Source organism: Mucilaginibacter aquaedulcis (genome assembly GCF_030409325.1).
Classification (GTDB): domain Bacteria; phylum Bacteroidota; class Bacteroidia; order Sphingobacteriales; family Sphingobacteriaceae; genus Mucilaginibacter; species Mucilaginibacter aquaedulcis.
The window spans coordinates 1,498,739-1,518,543 of record NZ_JAUFPR010000002.1; the positions used below are offsets into that span (position 1 = coordinate 1,498,739).

The window sequence follows — 19,805 nt, forward strand, 5'->3', positions numbered from 1 at the left end:
AACTTGCGGTTATATCAATCCTAAACCAGACTAACAAATGTATAAAAATTATACTAAGAAACTTTGCGCGCCACTACGGCACATCCCTAATGCCTTACTGATCATGAAGATCACTATTTTCATCCTAACAGCAGCCATAATGCAGGTCAGCGCTGCAGCCTTTGCTCAAAAGATCACGCTGAATCAAAAAAAAGCACCTCTAAAGAATATTATCACCTCATTGCGCAAGCAAAGCGGCTATGATTTTCTATACACGCAGGAATTACTTCAAAGCGCCAAACCGGTAGATATCAATGTAAAGGGAGCTGAACTAAAAGAAGTACTGGAACAAGTATTCAAAGACCAACCTTTAACGTATACGATCGAAGACCGCACCGTAGTGATCAGTGAAAAAATACAGTCCGAACGTGTTAAGCAAAGGCATAGCACTGCGCCAGATCAGAATAACGAACTCAACGGGGCGGTGATCAATATACATAACGAACCGCTTTTCGGCGCAACGATCATCAAAAAACATGAAAAAACCGGTACCACTACTGATGTGCGCGGCATTTTTTCATTGAAGGATGTCGACGTTGGCGATACGGTGATCGTCAGTTTTATCGGTTACAAAACACAGGTCATTCCGATAACAAAACCTTTATTTCTGAACATACGCCTGGAGGAGGCCACCAGTGCGCTTGACGAGGTGGTAGTACAGGCTTATGGACAAACCACCCAGCGCCTGACGACCAGCAGTATCGGCCGGGTAACAGCTGCCGATATCGAAAAACAAACGATCATGAACCCCCTGCTGGCGATAGAGGGCCGCATTCCCGGTGTAGTGGTCACACCAGGTGGTTATGAGGAAGGCTCGATCAAAATAGAGATCCGTGGGAGAGGTTCCATAGATCCTAACTTCACATCTGACCCTTTGTATATTATTGACGGTGTACCGATGACCATACCAGACACTAAAGGCACCACGAACAGTATTGTGACCAGCAGCAACAATATTTCCAGGGGGACCGACCAGACCGGACTGTCGTTATCTCAGGGACAGAGCCCATTGTACAGTATCAATCCTGCAGATATCCAATCAATCGAAGTGCTTAAAGATGCCGATGCTACGGCGATATATGGTAGCCGCGGGGCGAACGGCGTGATTCTGATCACCACTAAAAAAGGCAGAGCAGGCGCTACGCAATTCGACCTGAACGGTTCACAGGGGATCAATATGGTAACGACCAAATGGAACCTGCTGAATACGCAGCAATACCTGTCCATGCGCAATGAAGCCTACAGGAACGACGGCATCACCCCGATCGCCCAAACCGCCCCGGATCTGCTCTTATGGGACAGAAACAGCTATACAGACTGGCAAAAATACTCCTTCGGCCAGGTTGCGAAAAAGACGACCATTCAGGCCGCTGTCTCCGGCGGCAACGACCAGACCGTCTTTCGGATCGCGACCGGCTATAATAGATCAACGGATATTAATACTCTTAGTGGCGCCGATCAACGCGCTACGGTCGCATTCAACCTGACAAGCCACAGCCCCAGTAAACGATTTGTTGTTTCTTTATCGGCAAATTATGGTTATACCGATGTTAATCAATCTTCAAGTGGAAGATATCTTACGCTCCCGCCAAATGCTCCGGGACCATATAACAGCCAGGGAGTGTTAAATTTCTCCGCATACAGTTCCGGAAGTTTCCAATTCCCCTTCGCGGGACTATTGAAACCTTATAACAGTAAGCAGAACAGCCTGACAGCGGATCTTTCATTGACCTATAATATCGCTAAAGGATTGATATTCCGAACAAGTCTCGGATATAATTCCATCCAAAATACGCAATATTCCGCGCAGCCGATCGCTTCGGAAGACCCGTATCAAACAAGTTCACCTATCGCAAATGCTAATTTCGGGAATACGAAGATCAACAACGTGATCATTGAACCGCAGTTAGATTACACCTATAATATCGGTCAGGGCACACTTAAATTTTTGGCTGGCGCTACCTACCAAAATAATTCGACCAATGGACAACTGATCACAGCCAATGGTTATACCAGTGATATTTTTATCAGATCACTTGCGCTTGCGCCAGCGGGACTATTAGCGGCAACAGATAATTCAGCGCAGTATAAATACACCGGCGTTTTTGCCAGAATCAATTATAACTGGAAGGATAGATACATCTTAAATATCAATGGCCGTCGGGATGGCAGCAGCCGGTTCGGCCCGGGAAACCAATTTGGTAATTTCGGATCTGTGGGCGCGGCCTGGATCGCCAGCGGGGAAAAATGGCTGAGGAACGCCCTGCCCGAAGCCATCAGTTTTATCAAGTTAAGAGGGAGTTACGGCATTACCGGCAGCGATAATGTCGGCGACTATAAATTCCTTTCACAATATGGCAACCTGTCACCTATTCTTACGCCCTATAACGGCATTACCCCACTTACACCACAGCTTGAACCCAATGTCGATTTCCACTGGCAGGTTAATAAAAAGTTTGAAAGCGCTCTGGATATCAGCCTGATCAATGACCGTATCAATATTGAAGCCGCTTTTTACCGGAACCGCTGCGACAACCAGTTGGTGGACTATCCGATCCCTTCGCTTACGGGGTTTACATCGGTTATTGCGAACTCGCCCGCAAGTGTACAAAACTCAGGCTGGGAATTCAGCGCTAACGCTACGCTTATCAAAAACAAGGCTTTTAGCTGGGTAGCCTCATTCGACATTGGTTTCAACCGTAATAAACTATTGGCCTATCCACATCTGGATGAATCGCCTTATGCCAGTAAATACCAGGTCGGGCAGTCCCTTGACATCGTTTATGCTTACAACTTTACCGGCATCGACCCTCTAACAGGTCAGAACACCTATACTGATCATAACGGTGATGGAAAGATCACCACAGTACTTACTGTCCTTCCTGGTACTCAGAATGATGACCGATATGTGATCATCAATATCGCGCCCAAATACAGCGGAGGTTTTTCGCATCAATTTACCTATAAGAATTTTAGCTTAAGCACCTATTTCTCATTTAAAAAGCAAATGGGTCAAACTGCATTTACCGGTAATGCCGGCTCCCTGTTTGGCGGCGCCGCAAATATATCGACCTATCAATACGATCACCGCTGGCAATATCCGGGGCAGAACGATGCTTTATTTGCCAGATTGACCAACACGGCGGTCGCTTCAGATAATATTTACGGGACATCGACCGGTGTCTGGAAAGACGCAAGTTATATCCGACTTCAAAGCGTCTCCTTATCCTACGCGCTGCCCTCCAAAATGCTGGATCAGATCGGCATCAGGAGATTAGCGGTAAATCTCAATGCCCAAAATCTTTTTGTGCTTACCGGCTACCAGGGTCTGGATCCGGAAACCCAGAATTACAGTTCGCAACCGCCGGTAAAATCAGTGGTTTGCGGCTTGACTGCATCCTTTTAATTTAAAATCAACACAAAATGAAAACATACATCATAAAAAACAGCGAAAAGGCCGGTTTTCTTTTTTGCTTATGTTGTCTCCTGGTTAACATCACCGGCTGTAAAAAGATCGTGGAGATCGATCAGCCTACGAATACGGTGACGTCGATCCAGCTTTTTACGACAGATGCACAGGCGAACTCATCCCTTGCGGGCGTATATTCCCAAATGATGACCAACAGCGGGGCATTTACCTTCAGTAACGGCGGCACCGATCTGTACGCAGGACTATCGGCCGATGAATTGTCCAGTGTAGATAAGCTATCAAAACCTTACAATTATCAATTCGAGACCAATACCATTCAATTCGATAACCCGAATCCTTATATTATATTTTGGAAACCGGCTTATCATACGTTGAATTCCGTAAACAACATTTTGGAGGGTGTGGCCGGTTCAACCTCACCACAATTGACCGATAGTGCGCGGCGGGAACTTAACGGAGAATGCAAATTCGTTCGGGCTTTTCATTATTTCTACCTGACCAATTTTTTCGGTGATGTACCGTTGGCCCTGTCGGCAGATTTCAATCAAACCGCCCAACTACCCCGTGCTGCGCAAGCGAACGTTTACACGCAGATCGTCGCAGACCTTCAGGATGCACAATCATTATTACCAGGCGATTACTCGGCCGTTGTCAACAAAGAACGTATCCGTCCTAATAAATGGGCTGCAACTGCCTTATTATCGCGCGTGTATCTATATCAGCAAAGGTGGAAAGATGCCGAATCCCAGGCATCATTGGTCATTGCGAACACGCAATATAGTTTGACCGCGCCTGCCGGTACATTTTTGAAGAACAGTTCAGAGGCTATATGGCAATTACAACCGAACACTTCCATTCCTCCATACAGTCAATATGCCCCCATTTACCTGACCGCTAAGGCTATCTGGGCCAATCTGACACCGGCAGTGCAGGCAGCAACATTAACGCTGCCCTCCATATTTTCGACGATCTATCTTCCAACTTATTATTTGTCCCCGCAATTATCCGGTGCCTTTGAGCCCAATGATCTCCGGAAAAAAACATGGACCAGCGCGGTGACCACGCCAGCAAGTCTGGCACCCTTCAACGGATCAGTGGTCAATCAATTTATAAAATATGGACCGAACAGCACGGTTATTAATAACGTTCCTGCTTGTTATTATATGGTGCTACGATTGGCCGAACAATACCTGATCAGGGCTGAAGCACGTGCGCAGCAGAATGACCTTGCCGGAGCTGCATCAGACCTCAATGTGATCCGCAACAGGGCAGGTCTGCCCAATACGATGGCGGCCAGTCAGGCCGACCTGCTTGCTGCCGTCGCCCAGGAACGTCGGGTGGAATTATTTGCGGAATGGGGACACCGGTTCCTTGACCTGAAGCGCACTGGAAAAGCAGCAGGTGTTTTAGGTGCAATAACCAGTAAGCAACCCTTTAATTCCAACCAATTGACCTACCCTATACCGATCTTAGACTTACAAAACAACCCTAACCTGGCACAGAACCCAGGATATTAAGTAAAATAATTACAATACTGCCATGGACGGGACTTCTCGCCACCGGCAGCCATTGTTCACCAGAACAAATTAAATATTTATGAACAAAAAAAAACTGATCACATTCGGAGGGGCTATTCTTGTGCCCTTATTCCTCCTTTATGGTTGCGGCCCCGGCAATACGTTGCCTAAGCGCAAGAAAATGCCCGCATACACTAGTCTTGAAAGTTTTGAAGATGCCAGTCCGTTCGGCGGCCGAGGCGGCCGGGAGCCGTCTGCCTTCAGCCCCGTAGAGGAAGACCTGCAATTTAATGGCCGGACACGCAGCTTTATCTCCGTTTCCCTTCCTGACGCTTCTAAGGATTCGGCGATGATCAGCCTGATGAATACGGTAAAACCCCTGGCCTTACCTATGCTGTCGTCCTGGGCCCAGCAACGCGAGGGCATACACATCGACCTGAGCGACCATCAGAGCACCACCCATAGAACCGATTATGAACTGGAATACCAGCGTGGGTCAATCATACCGATTGCGGTAACCTGGGACGGACATTCCGCTTACCGGTTAAATGAACTAAAAAATATTATCCAGGATGTTCCGTCGGTCAAACTGAACTGCATTTCCTGTGAAAGCTTAACAGAAAAATAAATACGCATTACTTATAAAAAACGAATGAAAATCACAAAACATCTGATCGGCCTTGCCTTGCTGATCATCTTCAGTTGCCAGGCGCAAAAAATATTCGCACAGATGAAAATACCACAGATCGTCCTTAAGCCTGCCGAGGCGGCCAAAAGGGACTCCCTGGTTAATGCAATGCTCAGGACAAAGATTAAGCCTTACGACAAGGTCGTTACCAAAGATTTCACTACGCAAAAAGGGTTATTCAACATACACCGGAACAAAGAAAAGGACCTGATCTATTTTGAGGTGCCGGACTCGCTTTTTAAACGGGATATCATGGTTGTCAACCGCCTTACCAAAGCTGCAGGGAATACTAACATGTATCCAGGCGAGGAACTGGATGAAAAGACCATTCAATTTGAATTGGGCCCGGACTCTGCCCTAAAGGTACGATATGACCTGATCATCAGCCAGGCCGACAGTACGGACCAGATCTATAAGGCCGTGGTTAAATCGAGTCTTAATCCCATTGCTGCGTCGTTCCCGATCCTGGCTTATGGAAAAAATCACAAAAGTTTTGTGATCGATGTTTCCAAGTTCCTGCGCGATAAAAGTTTTGTGAACAGCATCTCGGCGGAAAGCAAAATCGCAAACTTCATCAACCTGCCCTCCATGAAGGATTATTATATCGAATACATCCATAATTACCCTTTGAACCTGGAGATCAGCATCACTAAAAACTTCGATTCGAAACACAATACCGTACCGGCAGAACCCATAACCCTGCAAACAACGTGTTCATTCGTTTTACTACCCAAAGTGCCTTTACAAAGACGTTTCTTTGATCCGCGTGTTGGTTATTTCGCCGATTATTATGACGCCTTTTCCGACAGACAACAAAGAGTGGAATCTCAGAAATTTATCCTTCACTGGCGACTGGAGCCGAAAGATGCAGACCTGGCCAAATACCGGGCCGGGGAACTCGTTGAGCCGAAAAAACCGATCGTTATTTATATAGATCCGGCAACACCGAAACAATGGCGACCATACCTGATCCAGGGGATCAATGACTGGCAAAAAGCTTTCGAACAAGCGGGTTTCAAGAATGCCATACAAGGCAAAGAATGGCCGGAAAATGACACGACCATGCACCTGGACGATTCGCGATATTCCATGATCAACTATTTCCCTTCTAATGTTGCCAATGCCTACGGACCAAATATACATGACCCCCGCAGCGGTGAGATCATCCAAACCCATATCGGCTGGTATAATAATGTAATGTCCCTGATTCATGACTGGTATATGATTCAGGCCGGCGCGACCGACCCAAAGGCTCACAAGGCGATCTTCGATGATGAACTGATGGGACAGTTGATCCGCATGGTTTCCAGTCATGAGGTCGGGCATACACTGGGCTTAAGACACAATTTCGGGAGCAGCAGCCAGACACCTGTCGACAGCATGAGGAGCGCCGGCTACCTGACCAAATACGGGCACACGGCAAGTATCATGGATTACGCCAGGTTCAATTATGTGGCCCAGCCGGAAGACCATATTTCCCCTGCCGGCCTCATGCCCCATATCGGCGCTTATGATAAATGGGCGATAGAATGGGGTTATAAACTAACCTTCGCCGAAAACGCAGAAGCTGATAAAAAGATCGTTGGCAAATGGGTCGATGTGCGTGTATCAAAAGACCATAAACTTTGGTGGGGAGATGGAGAGACCAAGGGATCAGACCCGCGCTCACAACGAGAGGATCTGGGCGACGATGCGGCTAAGGCCAGCATATACGGCATTAAGAACTTACAACGTATACTTCCAAACCTTCCGGCATGGAATTACACAGAGGGTGGTACTTACGAAAACCTTAAAGCCGCCTATGATGAACTCCTGAGCCAATATTACAGATATATGGGCCATGTATTAAAATATATCGGTAACGTTGAGTATACGATCAAAAGTGAGGATCAGGCCGGACCCAGTATCACCCCGGTGCCCAAGGCAAAACAACAGGCTGCCCTGGCATTTTTTGATAAAGAACTCTTTACTACCCCCTACTGGCTGATCAATAAAGGCGTCCTTGAAAAGGTAAATTCACAAAGATCGCCAGATATCATTGAAGACACCCAGGTGAAAGTATTGAACAGCCTGATGGACATACAGCTTATCAATGAGATACTGGGAGAAAGTAAACTTTATGGTAAGCAGGTCTTTTCAGGACCGGAATACCTTCAGTTTATTTACAGGTCTATATGGCGGGAACTGGACGGCAAAGGACCTGTCCTGATCAGTTCCTACCGCCGGAATCTACAAAAATCATATTTTCAAAACCTGTTGGTCATCCTGTCCGCTAAAGATGAACCAAGTACCGAAACGGATGCATCATCCCTGATCAGGGCGAATTTCGATGGACTTAAGGCTAAGATCAACAGCGCGATCCCGAGGACACATGATCAGTTAACCTTGTACCATTTAAAAGACCTACAAAACAGAATAAAAGATGTCACGGTCAACAGAAAATAATTTAACCCATAGCCATAAGCAAATGAAACGAGTTATTTATTCAGGTATTACATCGGTACTGCTGGCCATAATTTTGGTCTCCTGCAAAAAGAATACAGACACGCCGATCGCGTCTTCATCCCTGACGATCGTGAACGCCATTGCAGGCGGTTCAGCACTTGTGCCCAATTTTAACAGCGGTACACCGTTAATTTATTACAAGACCGCGCAGCAAATAGCTGCGAACAGCTTTATTGAATTTTCTGGTTTTAAGGGCGATATACCCCTTGCAGTCTCCCTGCTGAGCGACACTACGCATACAATCTACAACCAGACCATTCATCTGAGTAAGGGCGGCATTTCCACTCTTTTCCTGACCGGTACCACGACCAATGCTGTTCCGGTGCTGATCACTGACGACATCAAACCGGTGACGGATAGTGCGGTGAGTGTACGGTTTATCAACCTATCGAACGATAGCGCTCCGGTAAGCATCAATATCACCGGCAGCCAAAACGCACCTGTTGTCAGCAGCCTTGCTTACAAGGCTGTATCGCCTTTCCAGCTCTTTACAGTAAAGAGGTCAACCCCGGCCAGCGACAGCTATAGTTTCGAGATCAGGGATGCAGCCAGCGCGAAATTACTGACCACTTATACCTTGACCGGCCTGATGCCGGGAACAACGGCCGGAAAGCTATTTAAAAACGTAACGGTGGTTTTTAAAGGTGTGCCCGGAGGAAGCAGCACCAGCACACAGGGCGCGATCCTGGTGAATAATTACTAACGATATCAGCACCTAAACCGATCAGTTAAGTAAACCTGAAAGCGCTACCCGGGTCAATCCGGGAGCGCTTTTTATTTTGATAACAAAAAATCAAGAGAAAAACTATGAGGGCAATCAGAGCCTTGCTTCAAATCTTTCATAAAAACAAATCCGAAGTTAGACATACATGATGTAAGCGGAGAGTTTTGAAGAACATCTATTTTGCTTATCCCAACCAATCAAACAACATTACTCCAGGTTAATTTTTATAAAAAAGCGCAAAATACCTTTCGCGCCTTCCTTAAATCATAATCTCAGCATATGACTTGCCAAATCATCAGGGTATTAAGAACCTTATACGACAGGTCCAACGCTTTATCAAGGTATAAAGATAGATGGGAGGTATAATGGCTCCCGAATCTGCAACTTTTGCCTCGCGTACTTTTGATAGCCGGCTTGATCAGCCCAATAATACGCTTATTGTCTGTATCAGTGAATCTCGCTTCACCTTTCAGAACTTTTTACTCAAATCCAGCCTAAAAAATTGAATCTTTTGATGAATTCTTAACCGAATTACGACCGCTTGTTCGTAAAAATCTAATTCAACAATCTTTTAAGTTCATTAATTAAATTTGCACCACGAAGATTCTTTTTGATAATCATTCCCTGAGGTGATATTAAAACATTTTGTGGAATATTTTGAATATCGTATAAGACCATCGCGTCATTTTTGAAACCTCTGGTCAAATCCGCTACTTGAGCCCAAGGCAAATGATCATCATGGATAGCTTTTAACCAATCTTTTTTAGCTGATAATTTATCAGCAGAAACGCTAATAATGGTGAAGTTTTTCTGCTTAAATAGATTGTAGGCATTGATCAGGTTAGGATTCTCAGCCCGGCAAGGGCCGCACCAGCTTGCCCAAAAATCAATCAATACATATTTTCCTTTGTAATCATGTAGCGAGACCTTTTTACCTGAACCGTTGGTCAGCGTAAAATCCGGGGCAGTAGTACCAATAGATACTTTCCGCATATTTGCGATTTCACCCGCATAAATTTTACCCGCATTACTGGAACGAACCTCGCTTGAAAGTAAATCAAAAGCGGCTCCAACTAATTTTCCATCGGGATAGAGTCCTGCATATGTCCGCAAAGCGGTCAAACTAACTAAAGAGTTTGGATGTTTCCTGAGGAATGCAAATGCAATAGGTTTTTTCTCATCTTCTGCTTTCAAAGATTCGTTAATGATGCTATCCCTAAAAGCTGTTGATTTTTGCTTTTCGGGCGTTGCACTACCAAATACTGCATTTATCTTATCAATTTTTTCGTCGATCTCATCGATTTCCTTTGAAAATCCTATATAAAGTGCGTTCAGCTCACCTCCTGAAACTTTACTATTTGCCAGTAGATCGCCACTAATAATTGATGTGTAACCGGATTCAAGAAAAATGTTAAGTAGTCCGGCATCATAAAATCTAAAGCCGTTTCCTTGTGTGTTGATCACCAGAAGTGCCGGTCTCGGGTAATCAATCAATCCTGAAAATGTAAATGACCCGTGTTTTATAATTGTAGAGTCGACAAGCTGTTGTTTCCCATCAGAATATAACAGATATGCCTTTGCAGGTGCGTTGTAGTCACCAATCTTTGCATCAATCATGTACTTTATTTCCTGGGCGTGCAATGTGGTTTGGATAATAATTAAGATAAAAACAGTAATCAGGTGTTTGTAATAGCTTTTCATTTTTTAATAGAGTATGATAATAAGTCATTAAGTAGCGTTGAGCATAAACCGACGAGGCTTTAACTTAACAACAAAAATAATAAAATACCAATCAGTATTTTATTATTTAATCATGCGTGATAATTTAATTATTAAACAATAAATTGCTTAACGGCAAGGTCCGCACAGAACATAACCATTATAATCACTGTTCATAACAATTTCAACAGTTCTTATAATTAGTTCTGTTAATCACTATATCATAATTTACTTCTTTCAGGCATCAATACCAACCTGATATAGTTTTTGCAATTCAGATATTTACTGGCCAGTTTTTTGATGTCTGCTACAGCGATTTTGCTGATCAGATCATTATAATTACTGAGCTGCTCCAAAGGCTCATCGTTTTGCAATTGTCCACTCAGATACCCCAGCCAGAAACCATTACTTTGCAACTGGGTTTCCATTATTCGGCGATTTTCAGCTTTGAACTTTTCCAAATTTAAGGGTAAAGGACCATTGACCCTGACCTTATCTAATTCATCTAAAACGGAGGCGATCAATTTTTCGACGTTTTCCGGTGCGCAGCCAAACGAGATATTTAAATTAAAACGTGCCTGCGGATATTTAACGGTGCCAACCTTCACACCGGGTGAGTAAACACCGCTTTCCTCTTCGCGTAAACGTTCATTCAGTCTAATGGCTATCACTTCCTGAAGGGCATCCATTTTAAGATCGTTTGCTATGTTAAAATCAAAAGGACCCGAAAAAACAAGATTCACTGTCGCCCTGGGTTCAGTGCCCTTAAACACCGTTTTTTGTATAGTACCGGCTGGTGTAGTTAAATGAAGATTCTGAGCTTGTTCATGTTTTTTCAAGTCAGGGAGGCTGCCAAGATATTTTTCAAGCAATGGTTTAATGGTAGTAGTGTCAATGCTTCCTGTGAATACAAAGGTCATTGACCCCATATCGGCAAATCTTTCCTGGTAAATATAAAACGCCCTATCCAATGAAATCTGGTCCAGTTTTGAAATATTAGGACCTGTTCGCCGGACATTGTAATCGCCAAGTACGGCGTTGACCGTATCGGCATATACCTTGGCGGGATCCTGATCACGGTTAACAAGCGAGGCCTTTGAGCGGGAAATGATACCATTGAACTGTAATAAATCTTTACGCGGTTCTGTCAAATAAGCATAACTTAATTCCAGGGCCGCCTGAAGATCATTTATGCTACTGCTTCCGCTGATTCCCTGAACACGTTCATTGATAAAAGGGCGCACACTGATTTGCCGGGCTGAAAGGTTTTCAGACAGTTCGGTAGCATTATAATTTCCGGCACCGAATGACGGGATCATATTAGCGGCGTTAGCTGACTGAAAATCGGCATCACTGTATAATGATGTCCCCCCTGCTGAAAAACCTGTAAATAAGATCTGGTTATTTTTAAAATCAGTCGGTTTCAAAAGAACGCGGATTCCGTTGCTCAATGTAAGTGTGACAATATGGAGCGTGGGGTTAAGTTGCTCGCTAACGATCTTTCCCGGTACCGGTTCCCGGCTTAATATAGGACGTGTGTTATCGGATTCTTCATACGGGGAGATCTGATCTTTTTCTACCTGGTGGATCCAGGCATCTACGGTTTCTTTTTTAGGAAGCCGACTTTTTTCATTTTCAGGAGCCGTAATCAGAATGTCCCGGTCTGCGATTTTTGCCTGAGCCCTTATTAACTTGTTCAAGTCTCCAGAACTAACTTCAGGCAGATACTTCCGGGCAAGTTCATGCTCTGCATCTATGCCGGGAGATGAGGTTCCATTTAGGAAATATTGCAGATATTCCTTGACATAACTCTCTGATGAAGTTTTATTTTTCTCCTTTAAAGCCGATTCCATCTGGTTCATAAAGCTCCGTTTCGCACGTTCAAGTTCCCGTTCGGTAAACCCGAAACGCTTTAATCGTTCATGTTCCCTCCATATCGCTTTAAAGCCGGTTTGCAGGTCTCCTGGCTTGGGCGAAACTGTGATCGTGTAACTATCGATTCCTCCAATAAAATGGCCGATACCCGCACTGGACTTTACAAATGCCACATCTCCCCGGCGCTGCAATTCTGTTAAACGCTCAGAGAACATGTTGTTAAACAACTCACGCACGAGGCTTTCCCTGTATTGGGAGGCAGTATGCATGGGAAGCTCGGGCTGCTTAAAGATCACCTCTATATCCGTACTGGTCTTTTCCGGATCGGTATAAGCAAGGAATTGGCTTTTGCCTGTAAGAGACACCTGGTAGGGTGTTCTCGTTTTTTCGTGTACAGGGTTTTTGAGGTCCCCGAATCTTACCTTTATAGCATTTTCCATCGCATTAACATCAATATCACCAACTACGATGATAGCCTGCAGGTTCGGTCTATACCAGTCATGATAAAAACTTTTTAGTGTTTCAGGTTTAAAATTCTTAAGTATATCGTCGGACCCGATTGGCAATCGCCTGGCATAAATAGAGTTATTAAGCAGATGGGGAAAGTATAATTGCCGTATTCGTTCATCTGCCCCTTTTTTCAATCTTTTCTCCTCCAAAATTACTCCCCGTTCCTTATCTATCTCAGCCGGATCAAGCATAGCTTCCTGTGCCCAATCGCGCATGATCATGATGCCTTGAGCAACGATTTTAGGATCGTCGGCGGGCATCGGCAGCTGGTAAACTGTTTCGTCGAAGCTGGTGTAAGCATTCAGGTCTGCCCCAAATCTTACACCGCATTTTTGAAGATAGTTGATCAGTTCGTTCTTTGGAAAGTGTGTAGTTCCGTTAAAACTCATGTGTTCCATAAAGTGGGCAAGGCCGCGTTGATCATCTTTTTCCACAACAGAGCCGAATTTATTGGCCAGGTAGAATATTACCCGCTTTCCCGGGTTCTCGTTATGCCTGATGTAATAAGTAAAGCCATTGGGCAGCTTTCCCGTACGCACGGCTGGATCAAGCGGCAAGTCCTGCCCTTTTGCTGTCAGTGTCGTAACCGTTATTGCGCAAATGGCTGTTAATAATTTAAAATTCATATTTTTTGTCGCTGCTTTTAGTTTAGTAATTCGGCAAGTTTTTGGTTAAGTTCTTCGCCGCGCAGGTTTTTTCCTATTATTTTTCCGTTCGGATCGATCAGATAATTTTGCGGAATTGCCGTGACTCCATAGAGCTTCGCTACTTCGCTGTTCCAAAATTTAAGGTCAGAGACCTGTGTCCATTCCAACCCATCAGCTTTGATCGCTGCCAGCCAATCATTTTTCTTTCCTGGCCGGTCAAGTGAAACACCCAGTACCGTAAAGTTTTTTTCTTTATATTGTTTATACACTTTCACCACATTCGGGTTCTCATTGCGACATGGCACGCACCACGATGCCCAAAAATCCAACAATACGTATTTCCCCTTAAACGCTGATAAAGAAACAGGTTTATCGTTAACATCATTCAGGGTAAAAGCCGGCGCTTGCGCACCAATGTCCGTAGCATTTTTAGATGCCAATGATTTCGCGTAAGATTGTCCGGCTTCGGTGTTACGAATGGCTTCCGTTAGTCCGCGGTATAGAGGCTCTGTAACCTGGGCGTCCATTGGGTCTCCGCTGATCTCCATCAACGCCAGCAGGCTGATATAAGAATCCGGGTTTTGTTTGATGAACTGTCGCTGAAGCAATTTCCGTGCAGTAATCAGCTTATCAGCGCGCGATTGCAAATCATTAATAAAGTTTTGATCCTGTTTTTTATCAGCAGGAGCAATTGAGTATTCCCAATTGAGTTTAACAATCGCCTGCTCTGGAGCAGCTATAAATGCTTTATATTTTAAATTTTCATCGTTGATCTTTGACCCGCTTATCGTTGCTTTTTTGACAGAATCCGGTGATGTCAGCAGCATGTTGCCCTTATCAAGATATAATAAAGTAAAATCCGCGCTGCGATTAAGCTTATTTAAACCTACGCCTTCATGATCTAGAATCAATTGGGCAACAAGCGGATCTTTAAGGTTGCCTTTAAACTCAAAGGCTCCTCTATTAACCTGTACAGAATCTTTGATAATCTTTCCCGCATATTTATATACCAGATAGGCTTTTTCAGGGGCATCCCCTTTTCCTATTTTCGCCTTTAGTATAAAATTGCTTTGAGCAAGCAGGGATGCAGGTAAGAAACAGAATGCCAGCAGCATTATTTTTTTCATAATGAGTTTTTTTATTAAATAATATGAATTTGATTGATTATTGTGGGCAGTTACCGGATTTTGGCATTTCCTTAATCAGTTCAAGTATGCCTTCATTTTCGATAATCGTCATACCATGCCGGTCCTCAGAGACACCTTCATTCAGCTGATAACTATACTGTGGCTTCGAACCGTTCATGATCGTGGGCAGATAAGTGAAGCGAAAATTACCGCAACGTTCGCGGAGCATTTTACCGACCTCGGTGATATGGGTAGAAATGATAAAAAAACTATCTCTTTTTCCGGAAAATGCCTCACTGATAGCTAAAGTCGCGTCATAGGCGTCTTTCACATTGGTACCTTTAAAAAGTTCATCGAAAATGACGAACAAAGTTTTCCCGGTTGCCACATCTTCCGCGATTTTTTTGACCCTTAATACTTCAGCATAAAAATGACTATATCCTAGACCGAGGTCGTCGGGAACATTGATCGATGAGTATAAACCGTCCTTCACCGAAAATGACATGCTCTTAGCCGCAACCGGGAATCCCATATGGGCGAGGTAGACGGCGATGCCGGCAGATTTCATCAATGTTGATTTTCCTGCCATGTTTGCCCCTGTCAGAAAAGTAACGTTCGAGTCAGCATGAAATGTCACGTAGTTGCCTGTCGCATTTTTAATACAAGGATGACAGAGGCCATTAATATACATGGCATTTTCCTCCTTTGGAAGCGCCTTCGCGTAGCAAAAGCCGTTTCTCCTGGCAACTACGGCTACTGCGAGATAAACATCCAGTTCATAAAGCAGGCCCATCAATTTCTCCATTTTGTCCCGTAAAACTCCTCTTAGCAGATGATCATATCTGATAAGCTTACGGACAGATATTTCCCTAGCGTTTGTTTCTCCATCTAGGTCAATTGGCAATTTGTCATCCGTCAAAATGGCGGTGAAGCTGGCAAGGGTATCTGAATAAGGAGTTTTCTCCCGATCTATACTAAGGATGAAGTCTTTGCATCTTTTCAACATGGAGACCGTTTGGAGAACAGCGTCTTTGAAGCTATCAAAGGTACCATCCTGTGCAGCGATCTGAAGTATTTTTTTAATCGCAATATCTTTGGCTGCGAGCAGGAGGCTCGCGCCCCCCCCTCCATGGAGATAATCCTCCATAACCGCAAATTCCTCGGCGTGAAAGGGAAAAACGAATGCCTGCCCTGTGAAATATCTAAAAATTGCGCTGCGTTTATTGATGTCTGCAGACTCCAAGAGAGGCTGGCGAAACATTGTATCCATAAGTCGTGTCCCGCCCGGGGTTACCGTACCGTCAAAAAGCCTGGCAATCGAATTATTTTTATACCTGCCCGGTATGTTCAGGTCGTCAAGGGTCTGTTTATCCGCAAATTGGCTCATGATTGTAAGGTTGTTGTTTTAGCTATACGAAGGATTTCCAGTATGCGTTCATTATTAATAATCACCATGCCGTGCCGGTCGGCGGTGATTCCGTTTTGAAGTTTATAGGTGTAAACGGGCTTCTTGCCCTCCATCCTGGTTGGCAGGTAAACAAAGTTGATATTTTTACAACATTCTTTAAGCGCTTCGCCGGCTTCTATAATATGGGTTGAAACAACAAATACGCAATTCTGCCGCTTTGAGAAGGCTTCGGTCAATGCGATTGTTCCTTCGCAGGCGTCTTGTACGTTAGTGCCCCTGAACAGCTCATCAAAAATGATGAATAGACGCTTGCTACCGGCGAGTTCTTTTGCTATCTTTTTGACGCGCAGCACTTCCGTGTAGAAATGGCTGCTGCCTGAAGAAAGATCATCAGGAAGGTTTATCGTTGTATAAATCCCGTCCCGTACAGAAAACTCCATTTTCGTTGCAGGCACAGGAAAACCCATATGAGCCAAGTAAAGTGCTACACCAAGTGATTTCATAAATGTAGATTTGCCTGCCATGTTTGCTCCAGTCAGGAAGATCACCGGAAAATCCCGAGTAATGCTAACGGAGTTGGATACGGGGATGGCAATGTGCGGATGATATAATCCTTCGACGGATAAATAATTTTGTTCCATTGGCAATACCAGAGGCAATACCAGATTAAGCTGCCGTGCCACCTTGGCTACTGATACAAAAACATCCAGCCGGTATACCCATTGCAAAATCTGTTCAATTTCTTTATGGTAACTAAACCTGATCAATTGGTCGGAAGCCGACAATTCCTTAAAATTGAGTCTTGTATTACGATTTTTCCGAAGCAGGGGCGCCAATTCGCTATGCTCTAAAATATCTAGAGAGCCATGCAGTTCATCTATTAATATAGCAGGGATATTGACCGGGTTATCGGTCATTTTTTGAAGTTCTTTGAGTAATTCAAGCGTTGCGGCCACACCGGTCCTGATGTTCTTATAGCCGGTATCTCCGGCAATCAGTGCGGAGAGTTTTCTTTTAAAAACATTTTCCTCGTACGATAGCTTTGAGCGTTCGTCGGTATCAGCCATGTACTGTTCTACCGTATCCAGTAAACTGCCCTCGAGCGGGAACGCAACTTCCCGTGATTTGAAAAAGTTAATAATATTTGTCCGATAAATGATTGTGTCCGGATCCGAAAGCGGATTAAGAAACATGGCCTCGAGTATTTCCGACCCGGCTCGTGTCGATGTATGATTAAATATGCTGAATATGGAATCCCGTCCCCGCTTGCTGAAAATATTCAAATCATTCAAAGTTTGCTTGTCTGTATTGAAACCCATCACTATTTTCGTTTTCTGCGGATTAATAAAACTGTGCCTGTAATTAACAAAAGGCCGGGAATTACGCCGAGATAACAAATTTTCATCAGCTTCACCTGAACTGAGGAAATGGTAATCAGGTTATCATTTGGCGGTAAATGGGTAACAAACAAAGGAAATTCATTATTTGAAAGCCAGCTGAAAAGGGCATTTGCGAAGTCATAATTCGCGGTCCTGAAATTACCTTGGTTTAATTCACCATTACTCATGAAATCGGCATCCCCGGTCACGACAATGCGCTGTTGCTTTTTGCCAACCGTTCTGGTTAACGAAAGCGCGGTTGGATAAGCACCGCGTTGATCACCCGCTGACGAGTTAAAAACCAGTTTGGCCGAATCAAGAACTATTTTCCCGGTTCTGTTCCAACTGTCCTTTTCTGAAGAAACCAATAAGGGCTTAATCCTAAACCCATTATTTTCTTTAAACGCGAGTCCGGAAACCCCAGGCATGGAAACAGGAACGCCATTTATGAAATCATCGTTGAGCACAACCGAAAGCGATGTCCCCTCTTTGGTTATCCGGGGTGTAACCAAGTCCGGCGAGAAATCTTTGCTGGGCTGAACGATAGAGCCGGGGATAAGCCCAACGCCGATTAAGTTTAAAAGGCTGCTGTTTGCTTTACCACTTTCAGCCGCGATTAGAAGGTTACCACCTCTGTTAATGTAATTCCGAAGTTTCCGAATGATCAAACTATCTGAATCTATCTTTCTGTCTGCAATCACTAAAACAGAAGCATCAGCAGGAATTTCCTGACCTTTCAATGAGATAGAATCGATGGTAAAACCACGGTTGATCAATGCTGATCTATTCGTTTTAACATTGGTAAGAACTTTATAATCCCGGCCTCCAGCCTTATCAATATTTCTTTCATAGCCATCACTTGCAAAAAGTATCTTTGGCGACCTGGTCATGAGGCGCTTCAAAGCGGTAGCTACCTCGGTTTCCCCCGGCCAAAAATCATTGTCATCAAAAACCCGCAGGAAGGTTGACTGGCTGTTGTATTTTACCTGCATCACCAGCCTGTTATTCTCGTTATGAAGGCTGATGAGCCGATGAATTTCCATCGGGGTTTTAAATCTGTCCGCATCGGTTTCCAGAAACTTCGCTTTTTTATCAAAAATTTCTTTTAGCGATTTTCCGGAGTTCATACCGGTATAAAAGTAAGGGTCAGGAATTCCGTCATAGTAGTAAACCCACTTTAGTATGATATTTGATTTGAAACGGAGATAGGGCTCCCAACGGTCCTGTTCCCTGATCCGCTGATCTGCCGATGCCCTGCCATATGTACCGTCAAGAAAATTCACGTATTCGGTAACTTCGATGGGTTCGTTGCCGGTTTGTTTCAGGATTTCCTGTGTCTTTTGTTGAAGGGTGTTGCGTTTTGTGGCTGTTGCGTCATAGTATGCGATGAATTGCTGTCTTGAGCTGAGGTAGGTCACCGCAATTCCTGAGAGAATAATAAAAGCATAGCTTGATATCCGGAATGACAGTCCCCTTCCATCCCTTGACATATGGAGTTTAAAGATCGTAAGCGCCAGAAAAATGTAAACAATTACGACAAAGTAGATCACATCCCTCGTGGTTACAAAACCTGCCAGCATCTTCATCGTTCTTCCCGGCATGGACAGGCTATAGGCCAGATCTCTCAAAAAAACTTTGTCCTGCCAAAAGCTCCCAACATATGACAGGAATGCAAATACCATAAAAGTGGTGATGGCTGCTATAACCTGGTATGTCGTGAGGCTGGACATGAACAGCCCAATAGCTGAATAAGCGCAAAGCAGCAGATAAATTCCCAGTAAGGCCGAGAGGACCTGCATGTAACCAAAATGATTGATCGATACGCCCCCGCCCAAGGCAACCAAGGATACCAGACCAATGAGTACCAGATCATAATATACCATTGCGATGAATTTGCCTAAAACGATCTGCGAAATCTTTAGCGGAGACGAATACAGCAATTTAATCGTTCCGCTGCTCGTTTCCCTGCTAATAAGGCTCATGGTTAATAAGGGTATATATAAATAAAGTGTATTGAGCAGGTTACTGAATATGCCCTGCCCTGTTTTCGTGAATACGTTAGCGGTAAGGAAAGAGAAGGTGGTTTTGTACCATTCCTGTGAGCGCTGCATACTTTCTATAGCCCCGATGAACCCGTAGGCTACCTGAAAGAACAGCACAATCATCAGCAACCATGCTATCGGTGAATAGAACAATAGGCTCAGTTCCAGCCTGGCTATTTGCAAAGTTTTTTTCAT

General features: G+C 44.4%; 11 protein-coding genes. 5 read left to right on the forward strand and 6 right to left on the reverse strand.

Annotated elements, in window-relative coordinates:
- Positions 1-37: 37 nt before the first annotated feature.
- From QWZ01_RS10625 to QWZ01_RS10645, 5 genes are all read left to right on the forward strand, one after another.
- Positions 38-3,445 carry a SusC/RagA family TonB-linked outer membrane protein gene (locus QWZ01_RS10625; protein WP_290323296.1) on the forward strand — a complete coding sequence of 1,136 codons (3,408 nt, stop codon included), beginning with the start codon at positions 38-40 and terminating at the stop codon, positions 3,443-3,445.
- 206 nt (positions 3,446-3,651) lie between these two features.
- Entirely contained in the window at positions 3,652-4,986 is a 1,335-nt protein-coding gene (locus tag QWZ01_RS10630) for a RagB/SusD family nutrient uptake outer membrane protein (protein ID WP_290323297.1), read from the forward strand.
- A gap of 181 nt (positions 4,987-5,167) precedes the next feature.
- Entirely contained in the window at positions 5,168-5,614 is a 447-nt protein-coding gene (locus QWZ01_RS10635; RefSeq protein ID WP_290323298.1) for a hypothetical protein, read from the forward strand.
- A gap of 24 nt (positions 5,615-5,638) precedes the next feature.
- Complete coding sequence (locus tag QWZ01_RS10640; RefSeq protein WP_290323299.1) at positions 5,639-8,119, forward strand: zinc-dependent metalloprotease; 2,481 nt, start codon at positions 5,639-5,641, stop codon at positions 8,117-8,119.
- On the forward strand, positions 8,097-8,882 hold the full coding sequence (locus QWZ01_RS10645) for a DUF4397 domain-containing protein (protein WP_290323300.1): 786 nt from the start codon (positions 8,097-8,099) through the stop codon (positions 8,880-8,882). The genes QWZ01_RS10640 and QWZ01_RS10645 overlap by 23 nt, the downstream gene beginning before the upstream one ends.
- Positions 8,883-9,458: 576 nt before the next feature.
- Here QWZ01_RS10645 and QWZ01_RS10650 read toward each other — a convergent pair.
- From QWZ01_RS10650 to QWZ01_RS10675, 6 genes are all read right to left on the reverse strand, one after another.
- Positions 9,459-10,604: a TlpA disulfide reductase family protein gene (locus QWZ01_RS10650; RefSeq protein WP_290323301.1), complete on the reverse strand. Its 1,146-nt coding sequence runs from the start codon at positions 10,602-10,604 to the stop codon at positions 9,459-9,461.
- A 239-nt stretch (positions 10,605-10,843) separates the two neighbouring features.
- A complete protein-coding gene (locus QWZ01_RS10655; protein ID WP_290323302.1) occupies positions 10,844-13,633 on the reverse strand; it encodes a M16 family metallopeptidase in 2,790 nt (929 codons plus the stop codon).
- Between the two features lie 17 nt (positions 13,634-13,650).
- On the reverse strand, positions 13,651-14,781 hold the full coding sequence (locus QWZ01_RS10660) for a TlpA disulfide reductase family protein (RefSeq protein ID WP_290323303.1): 1,131 nt from the start codon (positions 14,779-14,781) through the stop codon (positions 13,651-13,653).
- Between the two features lie 37 nt (positions 14,782-14,818).
- Complete coding sequence (locus QWZ01_RS10665) at positions 14,819-16,168, reverse strand: MutS-related protein (protein ID WP_290323304.1); 1,350 nt, start codon at positions 16,166-16,168, stop codon at positions 14,819-14,821.
- Positions 16,165-17,508, reverse strand: a complete 1,344-nt coding sequence (locus QWZ01_RS10670) for a MutS-related protein (RefSeq protein ID WP_290323305.1) — start codon at positions 17,506-17,508, stop codon at positions 16,165-16,167. The genes QWZ01_RS10665 and QWZ01_RS10670 overlap by 4 nt, the downstream gene beginning before the upstream one ends.
- 2 nt (positions 17,509-17,510) lie before the next feature.
- A complete protein-coding gene (locus QWZ01_RS10675) occupies positions 17,511-19,805 on the reverse strand; it encodes a Gldg family protein (RefSeq protein ID WP_290323306.1) in 2,295 nt (764 codons plus the stop codon).